12 protein-coding genes are annotated in these 13,368 nt (G+C 60.9%); 6 read left to right on the plus strand and 6 right to left on the minus strand.

Features of this window, described 5'->3' with window-relative positions; genetic code table 11:
- From pncA to AC1DV9_RS05000, 3 genes are all read right to left on the minus strand, one after another.
- Nucleotides 1-627, minus strand: coding sequence for a bifunctional nicotinamidase/pyrazinamidase (gene pncA / locus AC1DV9_RS04990; protein WP_112387010.1), 627 nt, complete (start codon nt 625-627; stop codon nt 1-3).
- Between the two features lie 223 nt (nt 628-850).
- Nucleotides 851-1,402 (minus strand): hypothetical protein, encoded by a 552-nt coding sequence (locus AC1DV9_RS04995; RefSeq protein ID WP_477940122.1) that lies wholly within the window; start codon nt 1,400-1,402, stop codon nt 851-853.
- A 424-nt stretch (nt 1,403-1,826) separates the two neighbouring features.
- On the minus strand, nt 1,827-2,102 hold the full coding sequence (locus AC1DV9_RS05000; protein ID WP_477946481.1) for a hypothetical protein: 276 nt from the start codon (nt 2,100-2,102) through the stop codon (nt 1,827-1,829).
- A gap of 14 nt (nt 2,103-2,116) precedes the next feature.
- Between AC1DV9_RS05000 and AC1DV9_RS05005 the strand changes: the two genes are divergently transcribed.
- Together AC1DV9_RS05005 and AC1DV9_RS05010 are read left to right on the plus strand one after the other, a co-directional pair.
- Nucleotides 2,117-2,464, plus strand: a complete 348-nt coding sequence (locus AC1DV9_RS05005; protein WP_477946482.1) for a hypothetical protein — start codon at nt 2,117-2,119, stop codon at nt 2,462-2,464.
- Between the two features lie 112 nt (nt 2,465-2,576).
- Nucleotides 2,577-2,897 carry a hypothetical protein gene (locus AC1DV9_RS05010; protein WP_477946484.1) on the plus strand — a complete coding sequence of 107 codons (321 nt, stop codon included), beginning with the start codon at nt 2,577-2,579 and terminating at the stop codon, nt 2,895-2,897.
- 27 nt (nt 2,898-2,924) lie between these two features.
- Here the strand turns inward: AC1DV9_RS05010 and AC1DV9_RS05015 are convergent, their stop codons facing one another.
- On the minus strand, nt 2,925-5,381 hold the full coding sequence (locus AC1DV9_RS05015; protein WP_477946486.1) for an ATP-dependent helicase: 2,457 nt from the start codon (nt 5,379-5,381) through the stop codon (nt 2,925-2,927).
- A 68-nt stretch (nt 5,382-5,449) separates the two neighbouring features.
- The gene (locus AC1DV9_RS05020) at nt 5,450-6,127 is read right to left on the minus strand and encodes a YoaK family protein (RefSeq protein WP_477946488.1); all 678 of its coding nucleotides are present in this window, start codon (nt 6,125-6,127) and stop codon (nt 5,450-5,452) included.
- A gap of 287 nt (nt 6,128-6,414) precedes the next feature.
- On the opposite strand from AC1DV9_RS05020, the gene AC1DV9_RS05025 reads away from it, so the two are divergent.
- From AC1DV9_RS05025 to AC1DV9_RS05040, 4 genes are all read left to right on the plus strand, one after another.
- The gene (locus AC1DV9_RS05025; RefSeq protein ID WP_477946489.1) at nt 6,415-7,611 is read left to right on the plus strand and encodes an efflux RND transporter periplasmic adaptor subunit; all 1,197 of its coding nucleotides are present in this window, start codon (nt 6,415-6,417) and stop codon (nt 7,609-7,611) included.
- Nucleotides 7,608-10,760 (plus strand): efflux RND transporter permease subunit, encoded by a 3,153-nt coding sequence (locus tag AC1DV9_RS05030; RefSeq protein ID WP_112537729.1) that lies wholly within the window; start codon nt 7,608-7,610, stop codon nt 10,758-10,760. The genes AC1DV9_RS05025 and AC1DV9_RS05030 overlap by 4 nt, the downstream gene beginning before the upstream one ends.
- 266 nt (nt 10,761-11,026) lie before the next feature.
- A complete protein-coding gene (locus AC1DV9_RS05035; protein WP_112515898.1) occupies nt 11,027-12,025 on the plus strand; it encodes a flagellin N-terminal helical domain-containing protein in 999 nt (332 codons plus the stop codon).
- A gap of 204 nt (nt 12,026-12,229) precedes the next feature.
- Nucleotides 12,230-12,895: a YiaD family glycine zipper/OmpA-like lipoprotein gene (locus tag AC1DV9_RS05040; RefSeq protein WP_112515899.1), complete on the plus strand. Its 666-nt coding sequence runs from the start codon at nt 12,230-12,232 to the stop codon at nt 12,893-12,895.
- Nucleotides 12,896-12,946: 51 nt separating this feature from the next.
- Here AC1DV9_RS05040 and AC1DV9_RS05045 read toward each other — a convergent pair whose 3' ends face one another.
- Nucleotides 12,947-13,354, minus strand: coding sequence for a DUF2000 family protein (locus AC1DV9_RS05045; RefSeq protein WP_112387019.1), 408 nt, complete (start codon nt 13,352-13,354; stop codon nt 12,947-12,949).
- Nucleotides 13,355-13,368: the final 14 nt, after the last annotated feature.

Consider the following 13,368-nt stretch of genomic DNA (forward strand, 5'->3'; position numbering starts at 1 on the left):
TCAGCCTTCGAGCACGTCGCGGCTGTCGATAATGGCAATGCCGCGGAATTTCATCTCGGCGATTGCGGTCGCGACACCCTCGGGCGTGATGCCACGGCTGGCATCTTCGATGAAGCGCACCCGGACGCCGGGGATCATGTCCAGCGCATCGATGGCCGAGAACTTGACGCAGTAGTCCGTTGCCAGGCCGCAGACGTCGAGATCGGTGACGCCCTGGTCCTCAAGGAAATCGGAAAGGCCTGTCGAGGCGTCGTGATCGTTGTCGCGGAAGGCGGAGTAGCTGTCGACGCGCGGATCTTCGCCCTTCTGTTGGATCAGGTCGATCTCTTCGGCCTTCAGTTCCGGATGCAGCTCGGAATCGACGGTGTACTGGACACAATGATCGGGCCACATCATCTGCGGTTTGCCTGCGAGTTCACCCATCTCGAAGGGCTGCTTTCCCGGATGCGAGGAGGCGAAGCTGCCGTGACCTGGCGGATGCCAGTCCTGCGAGGCAACGATGAGCTGGTATTTTCCGCTGTCGATCAGGCGGTTCGCGACCGCCACCACCTTGTCGCCTTCGGGAACAGGAAGATTGCCGCCGGGACAAAAGCCATTCTGGATATCGACGAGCAGAAGAGCTCTCATGCAAGGACTCCGTCAAAGCGTGCCGTCCGCAATCGGGATCGTGAGTATCCACCGATTAGTGGGGGGCTGGCGCTCAGCATGCAAGCCCTATTTTTCGGGTATTTCGATTGATGGTGCGGTACTTTAAGCAGTTCCGCCAATCTGACGGCGCCGCGAAATGCTGCGGCCTTCTTCAAACAATGGTCTTCCCCGGCAAGGCTCCCCCGGCGGAGCCCGGCACGGGTCAGATAGCCTGGATTTCGCCCTGATGGTCTGCCGCATCAGCGGCGGCCGGCGAAGAACCGTAGGTACTCTGGTAAGCCTGCTGCGATTTCTGGATATCGGTCAGCATATTGGTCAGGAACTGATCGTCTTCGCCGCCGGAGGCATCGCCTGAAAGGGCCTGCGTATCGCCGGAGAGGATTTCGTCTGTCGTCAGCTTGCCGTCGCCATTGGCGTCGAGCGAGGCGAGAATGCCCTGCGGGCCGCTTGCATCGCTGCTGGTGTCACTGCCATCATCGCTGGCGCCGCTATCGGACTGCTGCTGCATCTGCAGCATCATGTTGAGGATATCGGCGGTGATGCGCTGCACGACGTCGGTGGTGGAACCGCTGTCGTCATCACTGCTGGTGGAGGACGCCTTCGCAGTACTGTTGGCGGTCGTCGAAGCACCGGTGGAAATGTTTGCCGCTGCAAGCTCGTCGGCGGAGATAATGCCGTCGCCGTTCTTGTCGAGGCTCGAAATCGGGGACTGATACTGGGTGAGGGCGCTGCCCAAGGATGAAACGCTGGTCACTGGAACCTCCTTTGCGAGTTCTTCGTGAAGCCCGGTCTTCATGGCCGGACAGGAGCCGGGCTAAGCCGATTTGCGGAGGTGGTCAAAGCGACGTTTTGACAGGGGATAACTGCGATTGACGGATGGCGGCGACGCAGTTTAATCTTTCGTTTACCGTATTTATTTCATTGAAATCGTTATTGAATTTTTGTCTTCCGCTGCGGAATCCATGTGTTGTTGGCGTCCGCCGGTTGCGCATGGCCAGCCGTCTCGGCAGCCAGCGGGTGCAATGCGCTGTTTGACGCTGCTTGTGCTGCTGCGGCAAATTGTCGGGCGATTTTGCGCTTCCCGCGCGGCGGAAGAATCAGCGCGCTCGTTTCCGTTCGCCGAAAACAATGAAGGCGCGAACCCCGGCCCGTGCCTCCGCTTCGTTCTCATCGAGGGCTCAAGTTCCGATGATCTTGTTGCAAGCCATGGCGATGCCCGGATTGCCGAGCACGGCGACCAGGAGCGCGAGGGCGATTATCGGCAGCGAGTAGCGTTTCATCTGCGTCCTCCTTTGCCAGCCCGCGCGCAGTATGCGGGAAGAGGTGCGGTGGACGAAGTCACGAATGGGTGACATGGCCGCTGCCCGGGCCACCGAAGCTTCGTGGCGCACGGCACCTTCAGACGGGCTCTTGCCGATCCCACCCATTTCTGCCTTTCTTTCGATGACCGTCATCGGGAGGGAGAGCGATGGCCGAGCCGGACCCTGAGGAGAAGATCGATTCGACGTTCCGCAACGGTTCGCTGACCGCGGCCGGGATCATCCTCGGCTTCTCACTGAACTTCATCGGCCGCTGGGTCTCGAACCCCAACGAGTGGAGCCGCATCGACATCGTGCCGATGGTCTTCCTGACCATCGGCATCGCCATCCAGGTCAAGGTCTTCGCCGACCTTCTCGCCCGCGACTCGCTGATCGCCGCCAAATACGACCGTTCACGCCGGCTGTTTCTGATCGGACTGGTGATCGTGGCGCTGGGGATGGGGATCGCGCTGCTGAATGATATTCTTGGGCTGGGGTCGATGCAGATGCTGGGGTGAAGTTAGGACTTTCCGCAGTTGTCGATTTTAACTTTAAATTGTATTATTCCTTACTTATGTTCGCGCTTAAGGGTATAGCTGACGTTTCTTGGTATTAAACTGGAGTAGACCTTTGAGGGCGGAGCCAAGCGGTCGGAGACTTGATGAATTTGATGCCGCCTTAGTGAAAGGTATGGGCGCACGGCTTGATCGACATCACGATATAGCTGCGTGGTTCGGCGTTAATCAGGGCCGGGTTGCCGACATTCTTTCTGGAAAGAAGTTTCAATGGGTCGTTGCAGCGCCCCTAGAGCAATTGCCTCCACCAGGACCATATTCATCTGGTAGAGCCGCACATCATTCGTTGAAGGCTTTACAGGATGCAAAAGCGGCGCTTGAGCTAGCGATAGAGAATATCGATCTAGCGTTGGAGGAAGTTAAGAAGTTAAAATAGCTTCTATGTCCAACGCGGCGTACAACTCTAAACCCGCTCCACAAACCCATCCAGCACGCGCTTCTGCCCCGCCCGGTCGAAATCGATCGTCAGCTTGTTACCTTCGATGCCGGTAATGTTGCCGTTGCCGAACTTGATGTGGAAGACGCGGTCGCCGGTGCTGAATTTCGAGGGCTCGGCGGAGGTCGATTTGGCGACGAGTTCGCCTTCGATGGTGCGGCCCTTGGGGCCGCTTTCGCCGTAGCCGATGCGTTCGACGGCGTGGCCGGAGCGGCTGCCCCAGTTGTCGCGGGTGGCTTCGGTCTTGTTCTGCTGGGCGCGCTTCCAGCCGGGTGTCGAATAGGAATTGGAGAAAGGGTCCGACTTGTCGAAGCGCGACTGGCCATAGCCGCCGCGGCCATAACCACCGTAGCTCTGCTCGACTTCGGCAACTTCGACATGGCTTTCCGGCAGTTCGTCGAGGAAGCGTGACGGGATCGTCGATTGCCAGAGGCCGTGGATGCGGCGGTTGGAGACGAACCAGATGTGGCAGCGGCGCTTGGCGCGGGTGATGCCGACATAGGCGAGGCGGCGTTCTTCCTCGAGGCCGGCACGGCCGCTTTCATCGAGCGAGCGCTGATGCGGGAAGAGGCCTTCTTCCCAGCCGGGTAGGAAGACGGTCTCGAATTCCAGACCCTTGGCGGAGTGCAGCGTCATGATCGAGACGGCGTCGAGGTTCTCGTTCTGCTCGACATCCATGACCAGCGAGACGTGCTCGAGGAAGCCGCGCATCGATTCGAAACTGTCCATCGAGCGGATCAGTTCCTTCAGGTTGTCGAGGCGTCCGGGCGCTTCGGCACTCTTGTCGTTCTTCCACATGTCGGTGTAGCCCGACTCTTCGAGGATCTGCTCGGCGAGATCGGTATGCGGAGTTCTTTCAAGCATTTCCTGCCATCGGCGGAACGATTGAATCACGTCGAACAGTGCCTTGCGGGCCTTGGGTTTCAGCTCATCGGTCTCGATCATGTCGGCGGCTGCCGCCAGCATCGGGATGTCGCGGGCGCGGGCATAATCGTGCAGGGCGCGCACCGTCGTGTCGCCGAGGCCGCGCTTCGGCGTGTTGATGATGCGCTCGAAAGCCAGGTCGTCGGAAGGCTGCGCGACGAGGCGGAAATAGGCCATCGCATCGCGGATTTCGAGACGCTCGTAGAAGCGCGGGCCGCCGATGACGCGGTAGTTGAGACCGAGCGTCACGAAGCGATCTTCGAACTCGCGCATCTGGAACGAGGCGCGCACCAGGATCGCCATGTCGTTCAGATTGTGCTTGTCGCGCTGGAGTTGCTCGATCTCCTCGCCAATGGCGCGGGCTTCTTCTTCCGAGTCCCAGGAGGCGTGCACCTGCACCTTGACGTCGTCAGGGTCGGAGCGATCGGTGAACAGCGTCTTGCCGAGGCGGCCCTCGTTATGGGTAATCAGGTGGGCGGCAGCACCAAGAATATGGGCCGTCGAGCGGTAGTTGCGCTCAAGCTTGATGACCTTGGCGCCCGGAAAATCCTTTTCGAAGCGCAGGATATTGTCCACCTCGGCGCCGCGCCAGCCATAGATCGACTGGTCGTCGTCACCGACACAGCAGACATTCTGCGGCTCGCCCTTGGGACGCTGCGCCAGCAGCCGCAGCCACATGTACTGGGCGGTGTTGGTGTCCTGATACTCGTCGACGAGAATGTAGCGGAAGCGGCCGTGATATTCCTTCAGCAGATCCGGGTTCTTGCGGAAGATATGGATCGGATGCATCAGCAGGTCGCCGAAATCGCAGGCGTTCAGCGTCGAAAGGCGATTCTGGTAGGCGAAATAGAGCTCACGGCCACGGCCATTGGCAAAGGCGCGGGCATCACCTTCCGGAATATCGGCGGGGCTGAGGCCCTTGTTCTTCCAGGTGTCTATCATCCCGGCGAACTGTTTGGCCGGCCAGCGCTTGTCATCAAGGCCTTCGGCCTGGATCAGCTGCTTGATGAGGCGCACGACGTCGTCGGTATCGAGAATGGTGAAATCGGAGCGCAGGCCGACGAGCTCGGCGTGGCGGCGGAGCAGCTTGACGCCGATCGAGTGGAAGGTGCCGAGCCAGGGCATGCCCTCTACGGCGCCGCCGACCAGATGGGCGATACGCTCCTTCATCTCGCGGGCTGCCTTGTTGGTGAAGGTGACGGCGAGTATCTGCGAGGGGAAGGCGCTGTTGGTGTTCAAGATGTGAGCGATGCGGGTCGTCAGCACCCGCGTCTTGCCGGTGCCAGCGCCGGCGAGCACCAGGACGGGGCCTTGAAGCGTTTCGACGGCTTCGGTCTGTTCCGGGTTGAGGCCCGAGAGATAGTCCGGCTTCTGGTTTGCGCCATTTCGCGCCGCCATGGCGCGAGCCGCGAGGCCGCCACCTTGCGCGGCGGGGACCGGCTTGCGCGGTGCCTGCGGCTCTTCGTCGAAGAAGGGAATATCGTCGAAACTATTGCTCATGCCGCGTAATGTAGTGATTCGGTATCGAAAGACCAGAAAAGATGTTCTGCTTCCGTACCCCCAGGCTTTTATGGGGTTTGCTGTGGCTGGAAGGCCAGCGTCACTGAAACCAGCGCCAGAAGCGGCGGAAGGGCGAAACACCAGATGCCCAAGAGGACGTAAGCCAGTGCTGCCAGTCCACAGCCGAGCGCGAAGGAGGCGACGGCTAGCGCCATCTTCGAGAGCCGGGTTTTTACCGGTGCAGCAGCGTCAACGGGCGTTCCCTGCGTCAGGTCGGCGAGATCGATCATCATCTGCGTCGTCGTGCCGGTCATCAATGTCGTCGGCGGCGCGCTGGCTAGATGGATGCGGTGCACGGCATTCTGGATAGCCATGGCGACCACCAGCAGCATGCCGGTGACAACAAGCGGCATCCCGTCTGGATCTGCGAATGGGCCAAGGTGGATCGCCATGACAGCGGCGGCGATCAGGAACAGGAGCTTCAGGATCAGCATCAGCCGCAGGCTGCGGTCTTCAACCGTGGCTGTCAGGCGCGTCACATAGCGCAGTAGAAAGATCGTCAGGCAGAAGACCGGCAGCGCCAGAAGTTTGGCGATGATGCCTGAAGTCCCCGATATCAGGGCGGCACCCAGCGTCACGAAGTTGCCGGTGACGTGGGCAGTAAACAATCCGCCGAGCGCCAGGAAGCCCGCGGTATCGACATAGCCGCCGGTGAAACTCAGCAGGAACGGAAGGGCGCGGCGCATGGTTTTGCCTTATTCTGTGGAGGAGTGTCGCCGGTTTTATTGCGCTTTTCTGGTGCCGCTAAAGAAGTGAACGGTAAAATTCCCTCAACAATCGCTCATTCTCAAGCAAAAGTGACTTGCATCGCCTCTTTCCGGGCTGCGTCCAGATTACAATTCTGTAATGACGGACGGATACGCTTGAAGCCGGTCTGTAAAGGGGTGATATTGCCGCAGACAGGCGGGAATCTTGCCCCATACGCCTCTTTCGACCGACCCTGGTCCAACCTCGAGTCCCTCTGGAGACGTGAATGGCTTTCTGGAAGCAGTTTATTCTTTCTATTATCGTGATTGCTGCCGGTTTTGTCGGATGGATATTTTTTGTGCCGGGTTCGGCTGACAGTTTGAGAAATGCCGGGGTTCCCGAAAGTCTCGTTTCAAAGATTTCCTCTTCGGAGAAAACCGCGGATGCAGCGGCGCCAGCGGCCGGCGAAGGCCAGAGCCGCGGTGAGGGCGGCAACCGGCGCAATGGCGGCGGACGAAACGGCGCCGTGCTGGTGGTGACCCAGGCCGTGGTGCAGGGTGTGGTCAACGATCAGCTGAGCGCCATCGGCACCGGCGATGCGATCCGCTCCGTCGCCGTGACACCGCAGGCGACGGGCACGTTACGCGAAATCCACATCAAGTCCGGCGACAAGGTGAAGGCCGGTCAGGTTCTGGCGACGCTCGATAGCGAAGAGCAGGTAATCGCCAAGGGCCAGGCCGAAGTTGCGCTGAAGGCGGCGCTCGAGAAGTCCAATCTCTACCACAATATCAAATCCAGCGTTTCGCGCATGGATGTGTTCGATGCGGAGATCGCCGAGCAGGGCGCGCGGCTGCAGCTGCAGGCCGCCGACCTCAACCTGACGCGCCGCAATATCGTTGCGCCGATCGACGGCATTGTCGGCATCGTGCCTGTGAATATCGGCGACAACGTCACGACAAGCACGCCGATCGTGACGCTCGACGACCGCAGCGAGATCCTCGTCGATTTCTGGGTGCCGGAGCGGTTCGCCAACACGGTGTCCGTCGGCCAGCCGGTCGATGCGACGTCGGTTGCGCGTCCGGGGCAGGTGTTCTCGGGCGCAGTCGAAGCGGTCGACAACCGTATCGATGCCGCCAGCCGCACGCTGCGGATCCGGGCGCGTATCGACAACACGTCAGACGAGCTTCGCGCCGGCATGTCCTTCAATGTCGGCATGAAGTTTGCGGGCGACAAATATCCGGCGGTCGATCCGCTGTCGGTCCAGTGGGATTCGCAGGGTTCCTTCGTCTGGCAGGTCACCGATGGCAAGTCGCACAAGGTGCGCGTCAGCATCGTCCAGCGCAATCCGGACTTCGTTCTCGTCAAGGCCGATATCAAGGATGGCGACGCGATCGTCACCCAGGGCCTGCAGCGTGTGCGTGAGGGCGGGGCGGTGCGCGTCAGCAACGAGGTTGCCTCCAGCAACGGAGTGGCAACCCAATGAGCGTGACCGAGATTCCCGAGCGCGCCTCCGGCAAGCAGAGTTTCACTGCGCTCTTCGTGCGCCGGCCGATCCTGGCGCTGGTCTTCAATACACTGATGGTCGTCGCAGGCCTTGCCGCCTATGTCGGCGTCGAGGTGCGCGAACTGCCTGACGTCGATCGTCCCGTCGTCACCGTGCGCACGACATTCGATGGCGCCTCGCCGCAGACCATCGATCAGGAGTTGACGAAGGTGATCGAGGGCGCGGTTGCTCGCGTCAGCGGCCTCAAGTCGATCTCCTCGCAGTCGCAGTTCGGCCAGAGCCGGGTGACGCTGGAGTTTTCCGATTCCATCGATCTGGCGGTTGCCGCCAACGACGTGCGCGATGCGATCGGCCGCATCACCCAGAACCTGCCCGATGACGCGGATGCGCCGCAGATCGTCAAGGCGGATTCGGATTCGCAGGCGATCATGCGCCTCGCGGTGACATCCAGCACGCTCAACATGGACGACCTGACGCTGCTCGTCGAAAACGAGATCGTCGACCGGCTCGCTTCCGTCGATGGCGTTGCCGATGTCGAGGAATATGGCGACCAGGAGAAGGTGTTCCGTGTCGATGTCGATCAGAGCGCACTGGCTAGCCGCGGCCTGACGGTCGGGGATTTGACGCAGGCGCTCGCCAATTCGGCGCTTGACGTGCCTGCCGGCTCGCTGAAAAGCACGACGCAGGATATCGTCGTACGTGCCACGGCCAATCTGCAGACGCCGGAGGATTTCCAGAACGTCATCCTGCAGGATCGCGTCCGGCTCGGCGATGTCGCCACCGTCACGCTCGGACCGCGCGACGGCGAAACGGCACTGCGCTCCAACGGCAATCCGGGCATCGGTCTCGGCATCATCCGCCAGGCGCAATCGAATACGCTGAACATCTCGACCGGTATCCACGCCGCCGTCGAGCAGCTGTCGAAGACGCTGCCGGAGGGCACCAAGATCGCCATTACTAGCGACGATGCCGTGTTCATCGACGGCGCGATCCATGAGGTCGAGCTGGCGCTGATTCTGGCTGCCGTCATCGTCACCGCCGTCATCTATCTCTTCCTGCGCGACTGGCGGGCAACGCTGATCCCGGCGGTCAGCATGCCGGTGGCGCTGATCGGCACGCTGGCGGCGATCTATATGGTCGGCTTCTCGATCAATATCCTGACGCTGCTGGCGATCGTGCTGGCGACGGGCCTCGTCGTGGACGATGCGATCGTCGTGCTCGAAAACATCGTCAGGCGGCGCTCCGAGGGGATGGGGCCGCGTGCTGCGGCCGTTCTCGGCACCCGCGAAGTGTTCTTCGCAGTCATCGCAACAACGGCAACGCTGGCCGCCGTGTTCATTCCGCTGTCGTTCCTGCCGGGGCAGGTGGGCGGTCTGTTCCGGGAGTTCGGCTTCGTGCTCGCCTTCTCGGTCGGCCTTTCATCGCTGGTGGCGCTGACGCTCTGCCCGATGCTGGCGTCGCGGATGCTGACCAAGCCGATGAAGGAAGATCATGGCCTGCTCGGCCGCTTCGGAACGCTGTTTGCCGATACCTATAAATGGGGTCTGCAGCGCTGCCTGAATGCGCCCTTCGTGGTCATCGTCGCCTCGTTGCTGTTCGGCTGCGCGGCGCTGATCGCCTTCTCGACCGTCAAGAGCGAGCTGACGCCGAACGAAGACCGCGCCATGGTAATGATGCGGCTGACGGCGCCGCAGGGCTCCAGCCTCGAATATACGCGCGACAAGATGCAGCGCGTCGAGGAATATCTGCAGCCGCTGGTCGATAGTGGTGATATCCGCAACGTTTTCTCGATTTCGGGACAGGGCGGCCAGGCCAATAGCGGCTTCATGGTGCTGACCCTTGCGCCCTGGGGCGAGCGCGAGCGGACGCAGGCGGAGATCGTCCAGGATATCAACCAGGCGGCATCGCGCGTTCCGGCGCTGCGCGGCAACGCGATCTCCTCGAACAGCTTGCGCATTCGCGGCGCCGGCAACGGGTTGCAGCTGGCGCTGATCGGCAACAATTACGACGATCTCACGGCGTCAGCGCTGAAGCTCGTTCAGGCACTCGATGCCACCGGTCAGTACGACACGCCGCGCCTGACCAACGAGCCATCACAGGCGCAGGTTTCCGTGGCGATCGACCGCGAGCGGGCATCCGATCTCGGTATCGATATCACCGGTCTTTCGACGGCGATCCAGTCGCTGCTGGAGGGGCGTTCGGTGGTCGATGTGTTCGTTGATGGTGAGTCCTATCCGGTGCTTCTGACCTCGACGACACGGCCGATCGATGATCCGACCGATCTCGAAAACGTCTTCCTGAAAACCGGAGACGGCAAGATCGTGCCTATGTCGGTCATCGCCTCGCTGAAGGAAGGCTCGGTGGCGCCGCAGCTGAACCGCGAATCGCAGCTGGCCTCGGTGGCGATCACCGCGGGTCTGAAGGATGGCATGTCGCTCGGCGATGCCGTCAAGCAGGTCACCGAGATCGCAACGCCGCTGCTGCCGCCGGGCGCCCGGCTGCTGCCGCTGGCGGAAGCGGCGACGCTGGAGGAAAATTCCAGCGGCATGGCGCTGACCTTCGGCTTCGCGATCGTCATCATCTTCCTGGTGCTGGCGGCGCAGTTCGAAAGCGTGCTGTCGTCGCTGATCATCATGTCGACGGTGCCGCTCGGTCTTGCCTGCGCGGTCTTTGCGTTGATCATCACCGGATCGAGCCTCAACATCTACAGCCAGATTGGCCTGGTGCTGCTTGTCGGCGTCATGGCGAAGAACGGCATTCTGATCGTCGAGTTCGCCAACCAGCTGCGCGATCATGGCGTAGCGGTGCGCGAGGCGATCGAGCGGGCCTGCGAGCTTCGTCTACGTCCCGTGATGATGACAATGATCGCGACCATTCTTGGGGGCGTTCCGCTGGTCTTTGCGCATGGTGCCGGTGCCGAAGCCCGTGTCGCGCTTGGCTGGGTGATCGTCGGCGGGCTGGGTTTCGCAACGCTGGTGACGCTGTTCATCACCCCGGTCGCTTACCTTCTGATCGCCCGCTTCGCCAAGCCGCATGCCCATGAAGAGGCCCGGCTGCACGAGGAAATGTCGGATGCGGCGCGCCCGAAACCGGTGCCGGATCCACAGCAGCTCCAGGCCGCCGAGTAGCGCATTGCGGCTCTATTTCGAGAAGGTGCCGCGGCTCGTCCGCGGCACCTTTTTATAGTCAACGAGCAATTGCAAAACAGCGTGAATCAATTGCGAATGTTAGCCGTTTTTTAAGTATAAGCGGCAATGATCGCCTCGTGACCGATCAATGCCTCCGGCGTTTTTGGAGGTGCATTTTCCGCTGATTTTCAGCGCCCGAACATGACGTTTCGCGGACCCGGTCATGTCAGTTAGTTGCGTATAGTTGTGTTCGGAGTTCTAGTTCTGTGAGTATCTTTCAACGCACATCGGTTGATGCGGCGCTTCATATCCTGCGCGATACCAACCGCAATTTGACCACGACACAAAATCATGTTTCCTCGGGCCTTCGCGTCGAAAAGGCGAAGGACAACGGTGCCTATTGGGCGATTGCCACGACCGTCCGCACCGACAACAAGGCGAACGGCGCGATCCAGGACGCTCTGGGCATGGCGGCGGCCACCATGGGGGTCGCCTATACCGCGGTTTCCAGCGCCATCGAGATCGTCTCCACTATCAAATCGAAGCTGGTTGCGGCCACCGAGAACGGTGTCGACAAGACCAAGATCAACGATGAGATTACCCAGCTGAAGGCGCAGCTGCGCTCGGTGTCTGAAGCTGCGAGCTTCAACGGCGACAACTGGGTGGTGCTGACCGACGAAGACGATCCGACGAAGCCGAAGGAAATCCCGGCGGCGTTCATTCGGGGCGATGATGGATCGGTCAAGGTCTCGACGCTCACCTATCACATCGATATGCCGTCCACTGGTGTGACGACCTCTCAGGACGCCCGCTATATGGTCGACGACCGCGCTGGCGGCACCGGTGAATATGGGGCGCTGACCACGGATCATTTTGCGACCGAGCTTGGTGCAGCGAAGAATTACGTGATGATGTTCAGCAAAGAGGGAAATACGGCCGGTCAGGTCGAGATAGGACTCGACGCCAATAGCTCGGCTGACGACATCAAGGATATGATCGGCGTGACCGATGCGGCGCTGAAGCAGATGACGACCGTTGGCTCGTCATTCGGGGCGCTCGAAAAGCGCATCGACCTGCAGAACGATTTCGCCAAGTCGCTGACCGATTCCTACACGTCCGGCATCGGACGCCTCGTGGACGCCAATATGGAAGAGGAGAGCGGCCGGCTGGCCGCCCTGCAGACGCAGAAGCAGCTCGGTCTGCAGGCTTTGCAGATCGCCAATGCGAGCTACAACACGATCACCCAGCTCTTCCAGGGCATCTGAGTTCTGTAAGCTGAAATCGAATCGCCCGGGCCATCCCGGGCGATTTGCGTTCGGCCACTTCGTAAAACTGGTGATATCCGGGCACAGTTGGCAGTCCTGCGTGTGCATTTCCAGAATTTTGGGCTATCGGATGATCGCATTCATCTTGTTGCCGCATTCCTTAATATTTGCTCGGGTCAGCTTCGAACGGAGAGCCTTCTGCCCATGATCAAGAAATTCCTTCTTCTGGCGCTTGCCGCCAGCTATCTGAGCGCCTGCACCACGACCGACCCCTATACGGGCGAGCAGAAGATGTCGAACACCGCGGGTGGTGCGATGCTGGGTGCCGTTGGCGGCGCGTTGGCAGGGGCAGCGCTCGGCGGACGCGGCCATGGTGCGCGCAACGCGGCACTGATCGGGGCCGGCGTCGGTGCGCTTGCCGGTGGCGCGATCGGCAACTACATGGACCAACAGGAAGCGGAGCTTCGCCAGCAGCTCGAAGGCACGGGCATCTCGGTGACCCGCAACGGCGACAGCATCATCCTCAACATGCCGTCGAACATCACTTTCGACGTCGATCAGGATGCGGTGAAGCCGGGCTTCTATCAGACGCTGAATTCGGTCGCGATCGTGCTGCGCAAGTTCAACCGCACGCTCATCGACGTCAACGGCCACACGGATTCGACCGGCAGCCTGCAGCATAACCAGGATCTGTCGCAGCGCCGCGCCTTGTCGGTTGCTGATTATCTCGGCGGCCAGGGCATCGATCAGCGGCGCGTTTCGGCCGTGGGCTTCGGTCCGTCTCAGCCTGTCGCATCGAACGCGACGGAAGCGGGCCGTGCGCAGAACCGCCGCGTCGAAATCCAGATCGCTCCGGTTACCCAGGGCTGATTTCGTCTTTCTCGATTGCAGACGGCCGGGTCATCGCCCGGCCGTTTTCGTTCAGGCATGCATGGATGCGCCCTTGGTGATCTTGTCGACGATCTTCTTGTCGGCGCGCAGCGCGATGCCGACGACCTTGGCGTCATCGGGCGCGAATTCTGCAAAGACGGCGCGGTTGGCGGCATCGTGGCCGGTGGCAAACATTTCCTCGATGAAAATCGACGTCGCAACGCCGCGCTCAAGAGATCGCCGGTGAACGGCTGATATCGTCGCGTCGTCGGCCGACAGCACGATGATCGGCTGTATGGAAAGCGGGTTGTAGAGATTTCCGGCGCGATCCCTGTAGGCTTCGCCGAGGATCTCCGGGTGCCGTCCGGCGATGCCGCTCATCAGGAAGGCTGTGACATTCAGCGTCTGCCAGGATGCAAGATTGTTTCGCAGGACGATCGCAATTTTGGTATCAAACATGTTCCAGTCTTTCA

It is taken from the genome of Rhizobium sp. 01L410, assembly GCF_056400165.1.